At 49.6% G+C, this 16,784-nt stretch carries 14 protein-coding genes; all 14 read right to left on the bottom strand.

Annotated elements, in window-relative coordinates:
* Positions 1 to 11 precede the first annotated feature (11 nt).
* On the bottom strand, positions 12 to 863 hold the full coding sequence (gene argB, locus LDO05_RS16400) for an acetylglutamate kinase (RefSeq protein ID WP_251376379.1): 852 nt from the start codon (positions 861 to 863) through the stop codon (positions 12 to 14).
* Positions 864 to 1,210: 347 nt separating this feature from the next.
* Positions 1,211 to 2,443, bottom strand: coding sequence for a bifunctional ornithine acetyltransferase/N-acetylglutamate synthase (gene argJ, locus LDO05_RS16405; RefSeq protein ID WP_276575596.1), 1,233 nt, complete (start codon positions 2,441 to 2,443; stop codon positions 1,211 to 1,213).
* A 13-nt stretch (positions 2,444 to 2,456) separates the two neighbouring features.
* On the bottom strand, positions 2,457 to 3,509 hold the full coding sequence (gene argC / locus LDO05_RS16410; protein ID WP_251376381.1) for an N-acetyl-gamma-glutamyl-phosphate reductase: 1,053 nt from the start codon (positions 3,507 to 3,509) through the stop codon (positions 2,457 to 2,459).
* Positions 3,510 to 3,687: 178 nt separating this feature from the next.
* On the bottom strand, positions 3,688 to 4,821 hold the full coding sequence (locus tag LDO05_RS16415) for an SHOCT domain-containing protein (RefSeq protein ID WP_251376382.1): 1,134 nt from the start codon (positions 4,819 to 4,821) through the stop codon (positions 3,688 to 3,690).
* Between the two features lie 192 nt (positions 4,822 to 5,013).
* Positions 5,014 to 6,708 (bottom strand): M3 family oligoendopeptidase, encoded by a 1,695-nt coding sequence (locus tag LDO05_RS16420; protein WP_481857064.1) that lies wholly within the window; start codon positions 6,706 to 6,708, stop codon positions 5,014 to 5,016.
* A gap of 159 nt (positions 6,709 to 6,867) precedes the next feature.
* Positions 6,868 to 8,124 (bottom strand): SHOCT domain-containing protein, encoded by a 1,257-nt coding sequence (locus LDO05_RS16425; protein WP_251376384.1) that lies wholly within the window; start codon positions 8,122 to 8,124, stop codon positions 6,868 to 6,870.
* A gap of 180 nt (positions 8,125 to 8,304) precedes the next feature.
* Positions 8,305 to 9,192 carry a YitT family protein gene (locus tag LDO05_RS16430; RefSeq protein WP_251376385.1) on the bottom strand — a complete coding sequence of 296 codons (888 nt, stop codon included), beginning with the start codon at positions 9,190 to 9,192 and terminating at the stop codon, positions 8,305 to 8,307.
* A 97-nt stretch (positions 9,193 to 9,289) separates the two neighbouring features.
* Positions 9,290 to 10,409 (bottom strand): peptide chain release factor 2 gene (gene prfB / locus LDO05_RS16435; RefSeq protein ID WP_251376386.1). Its coding sequence is split into 2 segments (ribosomal slippage): positions 9,290 to 10,336 and positions 10,338 to 10,409, totalling 1,119 coding nucleotides; the frame shifts between segments, so codons are not numbered across the junction.
* Positions 10,410 to 10,566: 157 nt separating this feature from the next.
* Positions 10,567 to 13,074 carry a preprotein translocase subunit SecA gene (gene secA / locus LDO05_RS16440; RefSeq protein WP_251376387.1) on the bottom strand — a complete coding sequence of 836 codons (2,508 nt, stop codon included), beginning with the start codon at positions 13,072 to 13,074 and terminating at the stop codon, positions 10,567 to 10,569.
* 210 nt (positions 13,075 to 13,284) lie between these two features.
* Positions 13,285 to 13,851, bottom strand: coding sequence for a ribosome hibernation-promoting factor, HPF/YfiA family (gene hpf, locus LDO05_RS16445; RefSeq protein ID WP_251376388.1), 567 nt, complete (start codon positions 13,849 to 13,851; stop codon positions 13,285 to 13,287).
* Positions 13,852 to 14,068: 217 nt separating this feature from the next.
* A complete protein-coding gene (locus LDO05_RS16450) occupies positions 14,069 to 14,266 on the bottom strand; it encodes a cold shock domain-containing protein (RefSeq protein WP_017691992.1) in 198 nt (65 codons plus the stop codon).
* A gap of 256 nt (positions 14,267 to 14,522) precedes the next feature.
* On the bottom strand, positions 14,523 to 14,858 hold the full coding sequence (locus LDO05_RS16455) for a flagellar protein FliT (protein WP_251376389.1): 336 nt from the start codon (positions 14,856 to 14,858) through the stop codon (positions 14,523 to 14,525).
* Complete coding sequence (gene fliS / locus LDO05_RS16460) at positions 14,851 to 15,243, bottom strand: flagellar export chaperone FliS (RefSeq protein WP_251376390.1); 393 nt, start codon at positions 15,241 to 15,243, stop codon at positions 14,851 to 14,853. Before fliS ends, LDO05_RS16455 begins: the two co-directional genes overlap by 8 nt.
* Before the next feature lie 28 nt (positions 15,244 to 15,271).
* Positions 15,272 to 16,783: a flagellar filament capping protein FliD gene (gene fliD, locus LDO05_RS16465; RefSeq protein ID WP_251376391.1), complete on the bottom strand. Its 1,512-nt coding sequence runs from the start codon at positions 16,781 to 16,783 to the stop codon at positions 15,272 to 15,274.
* Between the last annotated feature and the right edge of the window lies 1 nt (position 16,784).

Raw genomic sequence — 16,784 nt, forward strand, 5'->3', positions numbered from 1 at the left:
GCCGCCCCATGCTATGAGCGACTGGTCTTCATTCGGACAATGCGGGTCCCGATGGCTTCCCCGGACAGCACGCGGCTAAGCACATTCGGCTCACTGCCGTTCACGATAACGACTTCTTTTACCTGACCATGAATACAGGCCACAGCTGCGCGAACTTTAGGAATCATCCCGCCATAAATTTCACCCGTTAAAATCATATCTTCAATCTGCTGCACGGTTACGGTTGGAAGCACCCGCTTCTCTCCATTTACCGTGCTCAGAATTCCTGGCACATCCGTTACCACGATCATCTGCTGCACTCCGAGCTTGGAAGCTACGGCTCCAGCGGCGGTGTCGGCATTAATATTATACCGCTGCCCATTCTCGCCGACACCCACAGGAGCAATGATCGGCATATATCCGAGATTTGTCACGCCTTCAATAATCGAAGCCTTCACATCGGTCACATCTCCGACCAAGCCGACTTCCGCACTGGCAGCTACCGGTTTGGCCTGGATCAGGAAGCCATCCACTCCGGACAGTCCGAGCGCCTGCCCCCCGAGCGACTGAATCCGGCGGACAATCTGCTTGTTGATGCTTCCAGACAGCACCATTTCAACGACATCAAGCACCTCTTCAGACGTATAACGCAGCCCGCCGACAAACTTCGTCTCTATCCCGAGCTTCGCTAGATTCTCCGAGATCGCAGGACCGCCGCCGTGAACAATCACCGGCTGAATTCCCTTGCGCTGGAGTTCGATCAAGTCCTCAAAAAAGGAATCCGGCAGCTCGTTCAACGTACTGCCTCCGCATTTCATGACGAATGTCTTGTAGGCCTGCTCTCCGGCCAATTCCTTCTGCTCACCTTGTAGTGCTGAATTCATGGTGCTGCTCCCTTCTGCTATGCGAATATGTGAAAGCTATATTATTGTCTATCCTTATTGTAGACTGTGATATCGGGAAAGAGTTGTGCATGAAATCCACTCTGGCTGTTTGGAAATGCTAGTGTGGACGTCGTTGAGCCGCTACGATGACGGATCATTCTTCCGATCGCTGTTGTCTCCCGATTTCCTGATTGGACCGCTAAGCGGGTGAAATCCGGGGACAAAGGCGAACGCTTCGCTTCTTCAGTACGATTCCGCCCTCTCCGCTGAGTTCGGCGCTTAACTTCCCTGTAATTACAAACATCCAAAATGTTAAAATTTTAGAAGCACCTTATATTTTGATGACATTAAGTCCGATAAGCGGCGTTAATCCGCACGTAATCATAAGTCAGGTCGCAGCCCCATGCGGTGGCTGTTCCTTCGCCGTTCTTCAAATCCACCATAATGCGGACTGTGTCGCCTTTGAGGTAGGCCAGCGCCGCATCTTCATCGAAGGCGACCGGCTTCGATCCGGTCAGTACCGCAATCTCTCCCAGGTGGATGTCAACCGTCTCCGGGTTCACCGGCTCGCCTGCGCGCCCAAGCGCGGCAATGATACGGCCCCAGTTCGCATCGGCCCCGAATACAGCCGACTTCACCAGACTAGACCCGACAATCGTCTTCGCAATGGCACGGGCGGACAGATCGCTTACCGCGCCGGTAATCTCTACCTCGACCAGACGAGTCGCGCCCTCGCCATCACGGGCAATCGCCTGGGCCAGCACCTGGCATACATGCCTGAACGCCGCGGCGAATCCGTCCCAGTCCGGATGCTTCTCCGTCAGTTCCTGATTGCCGGCCAGCCCGCTGGCCATAGCCAGCAGCATGTCATTGGTACTCGTGTCTCCATCCACGGTTATCATATTGAAGGTAACATCCGTCGTTGATCTGATCAAGGACTGAAGGGCATCCGGGTGGATAGCCGCATCCGTAGTGACGAATCCCAGCATGGTTGCCATGTTCGGATGAATCATCCCTGATCCCTTTGCCGCTCCGGCGATCTTCACTTCACGATCATTAATGATCAGAGAGACACAGACTTCCTTCTTGACCAAATCCGTAGTCAGGATCGCTTGGCTGAACTGCTCGGCTCCATTCGCATCCGCAGACATCACTGCAGGAAGCTCCGCTATACCTGTTACAACCCGGTCCATCTTCATCAGTTCCCCGATCACGCCAGTTGATGCCACGGCCACCTCCGAGGGGGCAATGCCCAGTACCTTAGCCGTCTCTTCGCGCATCGTGTAGGCATCTTCTTCGCCCTGCTTGCCTGTGCAGGCATTCGCATTGCCGCTGTTCACCACAACCGCACGCAGGCTACGGCTTGCAGCAAGGCTTTCTTGAGTTACTTTAATTGGCGCCGCCTGAAAAACATTGGTGGTATAGACGGCAGCTGCAACAGCCGGCACTTCACATAGAATCGCAGCCAGATCATTACGCGTTGTTTTCTTCAGACCGCAGTGCAGTCCCCCAGCCGTGAACCCTTTCGGGGATGTTACTGAACCGCCCTCAACTACTTTATACAAACTTGCTACTCCCATCATGTCCTCCGTTCTATGGATATACCGGGGCATTCTTCAGCCCGAGGGTTTCGTCCCAGCCCATCATCAAGTTCAAATTCTGGATCGCCTGACCGGCGGCCCCTTTTACCACATTATCGATCACAGAGACAATCGTGACTCTATTCGTACGCGCATCCACCGCAAAACCAATATCACAGTAGTTCGAACCAAAGACTTCTTTTGTCGCCGGCCATTGCCCCGCTGGGCGAATACGTACGAACCTGCGGCCTTCATAAAATTGCTGGTACAGCTCTATCAAATCCTCATTCGTACGAGGACCCGTTAATGTGGCGTACATGGTGCTCATAATCCCCCGTGTCATCGGTGCCAGATGAGTGGTGAAGGTTACCGTAACCGGCGAGCCGGATACGTCTGTCAATACTTGTTCAATCTCGGGAATGTGCTGATGCTTGTTGATCTTGTAGGCTTTGAAATTCTCATTAATCTCCGCATAATGGGCCGTCAGGCTTGTGCCTCTGCCCGCTCCGGATACTCCCGATTTCGCATCGATAATGAGCGTAGCCGGATCAATCCAGCCCGCCTTGAGCGCAGGAATCAGACCGAGCAGCGTCGCAGTCGGGTAACAGCCCGGGTTCGAGATGAGCTGTTCACCCTTGACTTTCTCCCCATAAATTTCACTAAGACCGTACACCGCCTGCTCCAGCAGTGCGTCGTCAGGTGCATCATGCTTATACCACTCTTCATATACAGAACCGTCCTTGATTCTGAAATCTCCCGATAAATCAATGACCTTCAAGCCGGCTTCAACCAGCTGAGGCACCAGCTTGCCGCTGACTCCCGATGGGGTTGCCGTGAAGACAACGTCCGCCTTGGCTGCAATCTCCTGCACATCCACTCCGTCGAGGTTCTGCACAACCAGGTTCGTCAAATGTGGGAATCCGTCTGTAATCGGCGCTCCGCTGCTCGATGCCGAGATGACCGATATGATATTTACCTTTGGATGCTCCAATAAAAAACGAATCAGTTCCACCCCTCCATACCCGGTGGAACCGACTATAGCTGCTTTTATAATATCTCCGCTCACATGTATCCCCGCTTTCTCTGTATCCCCATTTATATTTATGCATATCCGAGTTGATTTTATGTATTATTATACGTACCGATTCATATAAATACAACCGTTATCTAGCCCATAGACTATTTTTATATGCAAAAAGACGCCGGTTGGCGTCTTACAATTGCAGCATTCATTTAGTATTTATTTATTTGGCCGCAGAAGCGGTTGAACTTGAGGTTGAAGTTGGACTCTTCTTATCCTTATTCCAGCCGCGTCCCCCCTTGAAATCCCCACTCTTAGGCAGAGTGCTGTTCACTTGCTTGGTCACAGATTCGGTTAGGCCCGCTTTGAGCTTATCGTATTCAGTCTGAGTGATTGTACCAGCCGCGAGTTCCTCAGCCAGCTTGGCGGTACGATCCTTAACCAGAAGATCAATGACCTGCTGTGCGGTGACATTATGCTCTGCTGCTACGGCTGCCAAGGTTGTGCCAGCTTGCAGCTCAGTACGAAGCGCATCCTCCGTGATCCCAAGCAGCTTGGCTACCTCATCAAATTTACCGAAATGCCCGCCGCCATGCCCTCTTCCCTCACCTGGAGCAGGGAATTGGCCATTCACGATTTGGGTCGCCATGTCTGTCAGCTTGGCCTTCTGAGTATTATAGTCAGCTTGGGTAATCTCACCGGCATCTAATCTGCTCTCAAGGTCAGCGCTCAGGCTTGATACCTCCAGATCAATCACCGCCTGGACGGTTACGTTATGTTCACCCGCAATTGCCGCCAGCGTCTTGCCTGATCTCAATTGAGTGTTCAGTTCATCGGCTGTGATGCCGAACAGCTTCGCAAGCTCCTCATTGTTCTTCACGAATCCGAGCGGCCCGTGCTCTTTGCCTCCGAACCCGTTACCCGGCTTGGAATCTAGCAGCTTGTCCGCAAAGGCCGAGGCATCCAAGGCCTTTCCATCTTTGTCCACCTTAGCAGATGTGGATGTCGAGTCAGCTTTCTGCTCCACTTCAAGTAAGCTTACCAGCTTCGCCTTCAGGTCTGCGCGTGCAATCCCTTGGGCGCTTGCGATCTCAGCAAGTGTCTGGGTCTTCTGCTTCTCTCTGAACGTTGTCTCATCCAGCTTCAAGTAAGCAAGCAGCTGTTCTTCTATTTTGCCAAAGCCCATGTGTCTGTCTCCCCGGTCATGTCCCGCTCTCTGGGCTTGCGTTGTTGAGGATGAAGTCTTGGCTGAAGCTGCGCTGGTGTGCTGAACTGCCAGGACTCCTCCACCAAGAGTTAAAGAGAGGGCCAATACACCGGCTGCTAAAGTTTTTGTTGAAATTGTTGTCTTTTTCATTAAAATACCGCCTTTCGTCCATCTGGATTGTATGTTCCTTGCGTCCTACAATATGCATCTTATTCCACCTAACTGAATTCACGCTGAATGCGCGCTTAACGTTAGCTAAATGTCTCCCAATACAACAAAAAGCCCGTCTTATCCGGATACATTCCCAGACAAGACAGGCTATCGTAATTCGTATGTTAATCCTTACAGCTTCTTATCATCTACCTGACCCAGCCAATGCTCAATCTCGTTAATGACAGAAGCCACACTTCCCTGCTCAAATGGAGAAATCAGCCCCGCAGCCTGTACGAGCTCTGTGAACGACTTGCTTCCTCCCTGACGGCAGAGCTCGAGATAAGCAGTCCAGGCCGCCTCGCGGTCTTCCTGCGACTTCTTCCAGAACTGGAATGCGCACAACTGCGCCAAGGTGTAGTCAATGTAATAGAACGGTGAGCTGAAGATATGTCCTTGCTTGTGCCAGAATCCGCCTTGCTCCAGATAGGCATTGCCCGCATAGTCACGATGAGGCAGATACTTCTTCTCAATCTCGCGCCAAGCCAGCTTGCGTTCCTGCGGCGTAGCTTCTGGATTCCCATAGACATAGTGCTGGAACTCATCGACAGCAACACCATACGGAATGAAGAGGAGCGCCGAGGACAGGTGATTGAACTTATACTTCTCGGTATCTTCCTTGAAGAACAGCTCCATCCATGGCCAGGTCAGGAACTCCATGCTCATGGAATGAATTTCGGCTGCTTCGAGTGTCGGGAAGCTGTACTCAGGCACTTTGTATTGACGGCTCTGGAACACCTGGAACGCGTGACCCACCTCATGGGTCAGCACATCAATATCGTCGGACGTGCCATTGAAGTTCGAGAAAATGAACGGCGCTTCGTATTCGCTAAGATATGTACAGTAGCCACCGCCCTGCTTGCCTTTCTTGGCGACAAGGTCCATCAGCCCATGATCCTGCATGAATGTGAAGAACTCATCTGTCTCCGGAGACAGCTCCGCATACATTTTGGCTCCGTTCTGAACGATCCAGTCGGGATCACCCTTAGGCTCGGCATTGCCGGAAGCGAAGCTGAACTCTTCATCGTAATAGGTCAGCTGATCCACACCGATTCTGGCCCGTTGACGCTCCTTCAGCCTCTGGGCTGCAGGCACAATGAACTCCTTCACCTGATCCCGGAAGTTAGCCACCATCTGGGCATTGTAATCCGTGCGGTTAAGCCGGTCATAAGCCAGCTGGATGAAATTCTCATAGCCAAGCGCCCCCGCGATCCGGGTCCGTACCTTGACTAGTTCATCGTAGATCCGGTCAAGCTCTTCCTCATGCTCGCTCATAAAAGCATACCGCGCTTCAGCCGCACGCTGTCTTAACCCGCGGTCTGTGGACATTTCGAACGGACGCAGCTGAGAAAGGGTTCTCTCTTCTCCTTCAAAAGGAATCTTCGCGGACGCGATCAGCTGACTATACTGGGTGGTAAGCTTGTTCTCCTGCTGAAGATCCTCAATAATCTCGGGCTTGAAGGTCTTGAGGGACACATCCATCAGACTGAACAGCTGGCGGCCCCATTTCTGCTCAAGCTCAGCCCGGAATATAGACTGCACAACGGCTGTATAATAATTGGTCACATACTCCTGATAGAGGGGCCCCACTTCATCCATATAATCCTGCTCGGCCTTGTAAAATTCATCGGTTGTATCTATCGAGTGACGCACACTTACAATGGTACCCAGGGTTTCAAATTCACTGCGCAGCTTGTTGATTCGCTCAAAAGCTTGATCCTGCTCCTCAAAGCTAGCCGCCTCGTTGAACTGCTCTAGCAAATCCCTGAACTGACGCTCGACATCCTTGATGTCGGGTCTGGAATACGGGTATTCATTGAATTTCATCATTAATCACCCTTTGGTCAATTATTTATAGAACCTATTATACAGGGTAAATTTGGGATAACAATCATGAATATAAGTTAAGCTATTCCAGATTGGTATAGGCTATTACTGCCATATGCAAAAGAGACGCAATTAGCGTCTCTCAATACGAATCTTTATTTACTTGTTCTTGCCTTGACTCATTGACGATTGAGAATTATTGAAATTCCAGCCGTGGCCCTTGCTGCCGTCCTCCGGCTTCGATCCCTTGGCAGAAGGGACTCTCTTCACTTGCGCAGTCACATACTCGGTCAGACTCTTCTTGAACTTGTCGTACTCTTCCTTCGTAATCTCCCGGGCTGCCAGCTTCTTGTCCAGCTTCGCAAGTCGGTCTTTGATCAGAAGATCAACCACTTGCTGAGCCGTAACCTTATGAGACTCCGCAATATCCGCAAGACTCTTGCCAGACTTCATGGCTGCCTTAAGCTCTGATTCTGTCATTCCCAGCAGCTTGGCCAAGGCGCCGAACTTTCCTGAGCCTTCAACATCCTCAATTCCCTCAATGACACCTGGGAACTTAGTATTCACCAGCTGTGCAGCCGCCTCAGTCTTGGCCGCTTTCTGGGCATCGTATTCTTCCTGAGTGATCTCACCAGCTGCCAGCTTGGCATCCAGTTCCTTGACATCGGCTGCGATGAACAGATCAATGACAGCCTGAGCTTCAACCTTGTACTCACCAGCTAGTTCGGCAAGCGTCTTGCCGGCCTTCAACCCTGCACAGAGCTGATCGGTAGTTATATTCAATAGCTTAGCGATTTCATCGGCATGCTGGAGTTCTGTAATCGGAGCGTCTTGGACACTACTGTCCACTTTGCTCTCTGTAGTGAACGCCATGAGCTTGTCTGCTGTTGTGGCAGCTTCAAGCTTAAGGGCTTGTTCCTTCTTTTGGATCTGCTTCTTTTGCTGCTCCTGCTCCTGCTTGAACTGCTGCTCCAGCTTTTGTTTTGCTTTCGGACTTAACTTCTTGTTCTTCAGCTGCTTCGCAAGCTCCTGCTGTTTTTTCTTCTCTGCCTGCTTCTGCTTTTCCTTTTCTTTGGCCAATTGAGCCTTCTGCTCAGCGGCAATCCAGCTTACGATCTTGGCTTTGAGAGCCTCTTTGGTTATGCCCTGCTCCGCAGCAATCTCAGCCAGAGTCTGGGTCTGCAGCTTCTCCTTAAGCGCTGCCGCATCCAGCTTCAGGAGCGTAAGAAGCTGCTTCTCGAATCTGCCCAAGCCCTCAAGCTTGTTGTCCTGCTGTAATGTGGCCTTCTGTACTTGCACCTTGCTTGTCCCTGCAGCTGCGCTTGCAGGTCCGGTCGCCAGAATACCTCCGCCTAGCGCCAGAGAGAATGCCATAACTCCGGCTGCTACTGTTTTTACTGATTTTCCCCTATTCATAATGAAGACCACCTCTCATGATGTGCTTGGCTGGTTACTATTACCACAGTTTAAGTATAACTGAGATCAGCCGAGATGGAACTACCTTTTTCGATAAAAATCGACAAAATTTTCAATGTCTTGAATCAGGTAATCCCTTACCTTATTCAGCTTGAAATACCGGTGCTGGACTTTATTTAACTAGGCTTGTCTCTTAAAGCCTTCTCCAAGCACTTCATGCGCATTCGTGATAATCACAAAGGCGGTTGGTTCAAGCTGCTGAACCAGCGTCTTCAGGCGGGTAACCTCACTTTGGCCCACGACAACCATCAATACAGGTCTGTCATCGCCCGTATATCCGCCCCTGGCGCTAAGCTTCGTTAGTCCCCGATCCAGGTGGACCAGCACGGCCTCCGATATTTCCTCTGTCTTCTCAGCGATAATATAAGCCACCTTGGTATAATTCAGTCCGAGCTCCACCGCGTCTATAATTTTGCCTGTGATATAGAGGCCGATAAGAGCATAAAGTGCCTTTTCGGGAGATAGTACAATACCGGCCAGCACGATGACAAGTCCATCCATCATCACGACGCATGTAGACAGGCTAAAGCCGCTGTATTTCTGAATAATCTGAGCCAGGGTAGACAGGCCGCCCGTTGAACCGCGTCCGCGGAACACGATTCCCAGTCCCAGACCAACCCCAATACCTCCGTAAAGAGAGGAGAGCAGCGGATCTGTGGTAGGCACGATCCAATCCTTGGTCAAATAGACGAACAGCGGCAGCACGATCGTTCCAAGCAGGGAACGAATCGCATAATTCCGGCCTAGCAGCAGAAAGCCTGCAGCGAACAAGGGAATGTTCAGCGCCCACTGCACATAGGCAGGCTCAATCCCGAACAGGGAGTTCGCTACAATTGAGAGTCCTGATACTCCTCCTGATGCGATATGACTCGGCAGCAAGAACATATTGAAAGCAAGAGCCGTGATAAAAGATCCAATTACAATCATCAGACTATCCAGTACAAGCCTGGCTGGACCACCTACGGGAAATATTTCATTCATTCTGCGTTTACGGCCTTTTGGGGGCATGATACAGTTCTCCTTCACTACGTCAAAGTGTTAATGGTCAAAAAAATTCCCGCACAAGTTATCTTGTGCAGGAATTGTATATTTATTGAACTCAGGCTCAGGCTTGCTCCGCCTCTGTCTTGATCTGGCTTCGCAGATATCCATCGATAAAGGCATCCAGCTCCCCATCCATCACCGCACCTGTATTTCCCGTCTCCACGGAGGTACGGTGATCCTTAACCATACTGTAAGGATGGAAGACATAGGAACGAATCTGACTGCCCCAGGCAATATCGGACTGTTCCCCACGGATTTCATCCAGCTCCTTCTGCTGCTCTTCCAGCTTACGCTCATAGAGCTTGGATCGAAGCATCGTCATAGCCCGCTCCCGGTTCTTGATCTGAGAGCGCTCATTCTGACAGGTTACTACCACGCCGGTTGGAATATGGGTAATCCGGACAGCCGAGTCCGTGGTGTTAATGTGCTGCCCCCCGGCACCGCTGGCCCGGTAGGTGTCAACCTTCAGATCCTCCGTACGGATCTCCACGTCCACATCTTCCGTAATCTCAGGCACGACATCGCAGGACACGAAGGAAGTATGACGGCGGCCGGAAGAGTCGAACGGGGAGATCCGGACTAACCGGTGAACCCCTTTCTCTGTCTTCAAGTAGCCGTAGGCGTTATATCCCTTGATCAGCAGCGTCACACTCTTGATCCCCGCTTCATCCCCGGGAAGATAATCGAGTACTTCCACCTTGAAGCCGCGTTTCTCCGCCCATCTTGTATACATCCGGAGCAGCATTTGACCCCAGTCCTGAGACTCCGTTCCACCAGCACCCGGATGCAGCTCAAGAATCGCATTGAGCTTGTCATAAGGCTGATTGAGGAGCAGCTGAAGCTCGAACTCCTCGAGACGCTTCAGCAGCGACTCCACAGACCCGGCAACCTCTGAGAGCAGCTCCGCGTCTCCTTCTTCTTCTGCCAGCTCGATCATGACGACAATGTCGTCATTCTCGGACTGCAGCTTCTGATACTGATCGACGGAAGATTTGACGGCATTCATGTCTGCAATTACTTTTTGGGCGGACTCGTTGTCATCCCAGAAATCGGGCGCAGCCATCTTTTCCTCAAAGTTCGCAATCATCTCCTGCTTCAGATCTAAGTCAAAGAGACCCCCTAAGGTTGGATAATTTCTTGGCTATTTCACGCAGATCCTGCTTGATACTTGGATCGATCATGCTGTATCGTCACCCCTTCTAATTGTTATAGGCTTGTTGACTATGCAAGGGATAAAGAGGGCACGCAGGCAAATGTCCAGGGTCGTTCTATCCCCGGAAAGGGTACTCCCTTGCCTGCGTGCCTGCTGCTTAGTCCATCCTATAGGAACCGCTATCCTTACGCGTTCTGTCCGTGGCAGTGCTTGTATTTCTTGCCGCTGCCGCATGGACAATCATCGTTGCGCCCGATCTGCTCGCCGCGCTGAACAGGGCGCTTCTCCGCAGGCTCGCCGTTAGTGGAGATCTGGTTCTCATCCACTACGGTCTGACGCTCCTGATTCGTCTCGATTTGTGCTTTCATAATATATGTTGCGACTTCCTCTTGGATACTCGCCGTCATCTCATTGAACATCTCGAAGCCTTCGAATTGGTACTCACGCAGCGGATCTGTACCGCCGTAAGCACGGAGGTGAATCCCCTGACGCAGCTGATCCATGGCATCAATGTGATCCATCCACTTGCTGTCAACAGCTCGAAGCACGATTACCTTCTCGAACTCACGGATCATCTCAACGCCGATATGCTCTTCACGGGCATTGTACTTCTCAACTACCTTGCCCAAGATATACTCAATGATCTCTTCGGCTTCCTTGCCCCACAGCTCATCCTTGGTCAATTGGCCTTCATCAAGCAGCTTGCTGTTGATATACTCCGCTACTTCCTCGAGCTCCCAGTTCTCAGGAATATCATCACTGCAGTGCGCCATGACGATCCGTTCAATTACCGGCTTAATCATCTCAAGTACAACATCCTTGATGTTCTCCGATTCGAGAATCTCGCGGCGCTGCTTGTAGATAATCTCCCGCTGCTGATTCATGACGTCATCATATTGAAGCACGACTTTACGCACGTCAAAGTTATTGCCCTCTACCCGTTTCTGGGCGGACTCAATGGCACGTGTGATCATCTTGCTCTCGATCGGTGAATCCTCGTCAAAGCCAAGGCGGTCCATCATCGCCAGCACGTTGTCTGCCCCGAACCGTTTCATCAGATCATCGCCAAGGGACAGATAGAACTGGGTAGAACCCGGGTCGCCCTGACGTCCGGCACGTCCGCGCAGCTGATTATCAATCCGGCGGGACTCGTGACGCTCTGTACCAATGATGTGCAGACCGCCGATTTCAGATACGCCATTACCCAAGATGATGTCGGTACCCCGCCCAGCCATGTTGGTCGCAATCGTGACGGAGCCCGGCTCACCCGCACGGGAGATAATCTCGGCTTCCTCCGCGTGGTATTTCGCATTCAGCACCTTGTGCGGAACGCCTTTGCGCTTCAGCATTTCATGAAGAAGCTCGGAGTTCTCAATGGACACCGTACCGACAAGGACCGGCTGATTGGTGGCATGGCGGCTCACAATCTCCTCCACTACAGCCTTGAACTTGCCAGCTTCACTCTTGTACACGATATCGGGGTTATCCACGCGGCGGTTCGGACGGTTCGTAGGAACCTGAAGAACCTCAAGACCATAGATCTTCTTGAATTCCTCTTCCTCGGTCTTCGCTGTACCGGTCATACCGCCGAGCTTGCGATACATACGGAAATAGTTCTGGAACGTAATCGTCGCCAGCGTCATACTCTCGTTCTGAACCTCGATGCCTTCCTTGGCTTCAATCGCCTGGTGGAGGCCATCGCTGTAACGGCGTCCCGCCATCAGACGACCTGTGAATTCATCTACGATCACGACTTCATCTTCAGTCACCACATAATCCACATCACGACGCATAATGGCATTGGCTTTGAGCGCTTGTACAATATGATGGTTAAGCGTTACGTGAGCGTGGTCATACAGATTCTCGATACCGAAGGCTTTCTCGGCTTTGGCTACACCCTTCTCGGTAAGAGATACGGCCTTCACCTTAATGTCCACATTGTAGTCCTCTTCCGCTTCCAGACGCTTCACGAAGCGGTCAGCCGCATAGTACAATTCAGTCGATTTCTGGGCTTGTCCGGAAATAATCAGCGGTGTACGGGCCTCGTCGACAAGAATGGAGTCTACCTCGTCAATAATGCAGAAATAGAGCGGACGCTGAACCATCTGCTCTTTGTAGAGGACCATATTGTCACGCAAATAGTCGAACCCGAATTCATTGTTCGTTCCGTACGTAATATCGCAGGCATAAGCCGCCTGCTTCTCTTCATGTTCCATCCCGTTCAGGTTGACCCCTACGGTCATACCCAGGAAATTATAGATTTGACCCATCTCCGCGCTGTCACGCTGTGCCAAATAATCATTCACCGTAACTACGTGAACGCCTTTGCCCAAAAGTGCATTTAAATAAACCGGCAGGGTTCCGACCAGTGTTTTCCCTTCCCCGGTTTTCATCTCCGCAATACGCCCTTCGTGCAGCGCGATACCGCCAACAAGCTGGACGTCATAATGACGCTTGCCCAGCACACGCTTGGAGGCCTCACGTACCGTGGCGAAGGCTTCAGGAAGAAGATCGTCGATATCCTCGCCCTTCTCGAGTCTCTCTCTAAATTCTACCGTCTTATGTTGAAGCTGCTCGTCCGAGAGCTTCTCAAATTCAGGTTCCAATGTATTAATAATGTCGACTGTCTTCATAAGACGTTTGACATCACGTTCATTCGTATCGCCAAATATCTTTTTCACTAGTCCTAGCATGGTTTTCCCCTTTCACGCATAAACAGATGATTTGCCTAAATTGTAACAGTTTGTCAAGGTTGCCGCAACTTAAGCTGGAGCCGTGTGCCGCGGCAAATTCACCCATATATAAAATAAAGAGCCTTACCCGCGAGGCGGATGAGGCTCGGTCTCTTACGTAATAGTTGAGTAAAATAAATTCAAGTACGGTTGAGTCACGGGATCATTGGATCAAGCGTGTTCAATTAGCCCGTATTTCCCATCGGTACGCTTGTAGACGACATTAATCTCTCGGGTATCCACGTTGGAGAATACAAAGAAATCATGCCCGACCAAATTCATCTGAAGTATGGCCTCTTCCACGTCCATAGGCTTAAAAGTAAAGCGCTTGGTACGAACAACCTCGAGTTCATCATCGGTTAGCGCATCTTCATCATCGCTTGCAAGCATAGGTCCATCAACAGGCTCTTCAACGAATAACGTCTTCAAGCTGCCTTCCTGACGGAATTTGCGGTTCACCTTGGTCTTGTGCTTACGAATCTGGCGTTCGAGCTTGTCCACTACCTCGTCAATGGATGCGTACATATCATCGCTCTTATCCTCTGCCCGGAGCACTACACCGGTTAATGGAATGGTAACTTCCACTGTGTGCAATCCTCGGATGACATTCAGCGTTACATGTCCTTCTGAGGTGGGAGGTGTATCAAAGTACTTCTCTAGCCGGCTGAGTTTCTTGTCTACGTAATCATACAAGGCGTCAGTCACTTCAATCTGTTGTCCTCGAATACTGTAATTCATAGGGCAATCCTCCTTTGCCTCTATATTATACCATATGTAAAGCCCAAGTTAAAATGTTAACTCCGCAAAATGAGCCAAATATCGAACCTAATTGTGACAAGCTGTGCAACATCTATACTGATCAAAAAAAGACCCTGGAAAGTCCAGAGTCTGTTGCTAGCGAATTCAATTGTTAACCATCGTTACCAAATATATAGGTCGGCTTGAGCCGGGATGATTATAGCTTGATTACGTTAGCGGCTTGAGGTCCGCGAGCACCTTCGACGATATCGAATTCTACGGATTGTCCTTCTTCAAGAGTCTTGAAGCCTTCGGTTTGAATCGCGGAGAAGTGAACGAATACGTCGCCTCCATCTTCAGTCTCGATGAAACCGTAACCCTTCTCAGCGTTGAACCATTTAACTTTACCTTGCATGCACTAACATTCCCTTCTTAGTCAAATGAAAGTGTGAAGATTTCTTCACATTTGGAATATAACATCCTGACTTTCCCATTGTCAATTGGAAATGAAAAGGTTTTTTCGGTAAATAAAATGTGGTATTTTGTTTGATTTTAGCGAATTTTCGCAGGTCTAAATTCGACAAAAAAAGAGTCCACGCGAAGGGTGCGGGGACTCTTGGTAATATGGTGGTTGGGCACTAAGACTAGGCCCTTCAACTAATCATGCTTATTCATTTTCTGCGATCCATTAGTATGCTGTCTGGGGTGTAGGCCGTCTCGTATGCATTCCGCTGCACCTTAGCCTGTCCGCGCTGCTGCAGCCAGTCTGAAGCTTCATTCTTCAATACTTCCATCCGCATTAATATAACGGAGTCAGCCCTCAGAATTTCTTCGAGCTGCTCACGCTCAAATGAATTAAACGGGGTTGAATCTTTCAACCTGTTCAGCTCGTCAATGATTCGCTGACGTTCTGCAACGAAGTCTTCTAATTCCTCATAGGATGTGAACTGAAGACGTGCCACAATCGATTCTGTCAACGACTTGAGTTCCTCAATCAATTTATCCATGCTGGAGCTCTTGACTGCCTGCAGTCATTTTAACTGCTTGAGCAAAAGTCTCTCTAAGCCCAGTTAAATATTCCAGCGCTTCCTCCGCAGGCGCAGCACTTTTCTTCACATTCGCCTGAATTAGAAGGTAGTTCGTATATTCGTAAAGAGAAGCTAGCCCTTGAGATACTTCATAGGAATGATCCAGTGTTACGATTAACTCGCTTATAATTGTTTGTGCTTTGCCCAGGTTAAGGTTGGCTTTCGAGATATCCTGATTGTTCAACCCATCCATACCGGACCTAATGAACCGGATAGCTCCATCAAATAACATTAAGAGCAGCTGACCTGGTGTAGATGTTTGGACGGATGACTGACGGTATTTTTCATAAGGAGATGTAATCATTGTCTTCACCCTTTACTTGTTAAAAATTTTAAGCTTGAGTTCCAAAGAGACTTGAGGACTGGGATTGGAGCTTGCTCATGGCGCTCTCCATGGCACTGAACTGTCTGTAGTAACGATTCTCGATGTCTACCAATCGATCTTGAAGATTGGAGATACGGCTATTATAATTCTTGAGCTGATCGCCCATAATGCTTTCGGTTTTGTATACCGCATTAACATCGGTGCTGAATTTGGATGTACCTGCTTTTTTCACTAATAAGTCGAGTGTGCCATCATATTTCTTACTGAGTTCGGCATAAATTCCTGAGTCCACCGATCCGCTCGGCCCTTGGAAAATACTTAACACTTTATCGGGATTATTCTGCAACGCTTCTTTTAGCTTATCCTCATTAATAGTTAGCTTACCATTCTCATAATACTGCCCTGTTGTAATTCCAACTGAGCTTAAATCACCAATGTGTGTTGTGATAACTTCGCGCATGGAAGCAATTGTGGACTTAAGTATCGTATCATTCTTTAGAAGACCACTCTTAGCCTTTTTCTCCCATTCTGTGATTTCATTTTCCTTCATGTTACTGCGCTGATCATCGGTAAGAGGCAGGAAATCCCTATATTTCTGTTCTTCGACCTTGGTATTAAAGGTACTAATCAGATCATTATAGTTCTCTACGAAGGATTTAATGGTATTAAGCGCGGTTGTGGGATCTGCCTGAGTAGTTATGGTTGCCGGGCCACCTGCTGTAGTAGTTCCCATCAGCGTCAGAACCACTCCATTAACCGTAAGCTTGTTCTCACTAGGTGTAAAAGTTTTGGCGACCCCATCCGAAGTTACCTTCACTTCCGCATTAGCTGCTTTAATGAAGTTATTAGTCGTGTCAGCAGTATTAATATGAATTAAATCAAGAAATGTACTGGACTTCACTGTTTTGTCGGCAGCTGTGAACTTAAGTTCATTGGCAGAGCCATAATCCTTGGCAGAAATAGAGAATTTTCCGCTAACCTCGTCAAAGGAGGCTGTCACATTCGCATCAGAGGAATTAATTCTTCCAAGAACTGCTGAGATCGTATCTGTTTTTGAGAACGTGATGGTCTTGTCATTAATATTAAGCTCATAGGTATCAGATACTGTTCCTGTAGCCAGTTGAGCCAAGGTTGTCGATAGGGTAGCCGTTGTACCAGGAGTGGTATCTGTTGTCTTCAGTCCCGCACCACTTGCAGTTTGCAAGGTCGATTTGGTAGCCATTTTGGACACTTCCACGGACATGGAAGCACTCGAGGCTGCTGCAGTGGCTAATGCTTTTACTGCAGAAGTGTTCCCCGTTACCGTTGAGGCCTGTGTATTCATCGCGGCTTGTTTGTTGAAATTACCTATCTTTGTTTTTGCATCAATGATCTTAATATTCAGATCACGGTAACTGTCCCTTGTCCATTGAAGAGTTGTTTTCTGCTGATTCAGCTTATCTAGCGGAGCACGCTGGGTTGCCATCAGACTCTTCACCATACTATCTATATCCATACCAGAAAATCCATTAATACGCATG

It is taken from the genome of Paenibacillus sp. YPG26 (genome assembly GCF_023704175.1).
GTDB lineage: Bacteria > Bacillota > Bacilli > Paenibacillales > Paenibacillaceae > Fontibacillus.

Coding starts and splice junctions, on each gene's coding strand:
- LDO05_RS16430 (WP_251376385.1), bottom strand. CDS start 9,192: ATGCCCCCAAAAGGCCGTAAACGCAGAATGAATGAAATATTTCCCGTA.
- secA (WP_251376387.1), bottom strand. CDS start 13,074: ATGCTAGGACTAGTGAAAAAGATATTTGGCGATACGAATGAACGTGAT.
- argJ (WP_276575596.1), bottom strand. CDS start 2,443: ATGGGAGTAGCAAGTTTGTATAAAGTAGTTGAGGGCGGTTCAGTAACA.
- LDO05_RS16455 (WP_251376389.1), bottom strand. CDS start 14,858: ATGGATAAATTGATTGAGGAACTCAAGTCGTTGACAGAATCGATTGTG.
- LDO05_RS16425 (WP_251376384.1), bottom strand. CDS start 8,124: ATGAATAGGGGAAAATCAGTAAAAACAGTAGCAGCCGGAGTTATGGCA.
- fliD (WP_251376391.1), bottom strand. CDS start 16,783: ATGCGTATTAATGGATTTTCTGGTATGGATATAGATAGTATGGTGAAG.
- LDO05_RS16420 (WP_481857064.1), bottom strand. CDS start 6,708: ATGAAATTCAATGAATACCCGTATTCCAGACCCGACATCAAGGATGTC.
- LDO05_RS16450 (WP_017691992.1), bottom strand. CDS start 14,266: ATGCAAGGTAAAGTTAAATGGTTCAACGCTGAGAAGGGTTACGGTTTC.
- hpf (WP_251376388.1), bottom strand. CDS start 13,851: ATGAATTACAGTATTCGAGGACAACAGATTGAAGTGACTGACGCCTTG.
- fliS (WP_251376390.1), bottom strand. CDS start 15,243: ATGATTACATCTCCTTATGAAAAATACCGTCAGTCATCCGTCCAAACA.
- LDO05_RS16415 (WP_251376382.1), bottom strand. CDS start 4,821: ATGAAAAAGACAACAATTTCAACAAAAACTTTAGCAGCCGGTGTATTG.
- argB (WP_251376379.1), bottom strand. CDS start 863: ATGAATTCAGCACTACAAGGTGAGCAGAAGGAATTGGCCGGAGAGCAG.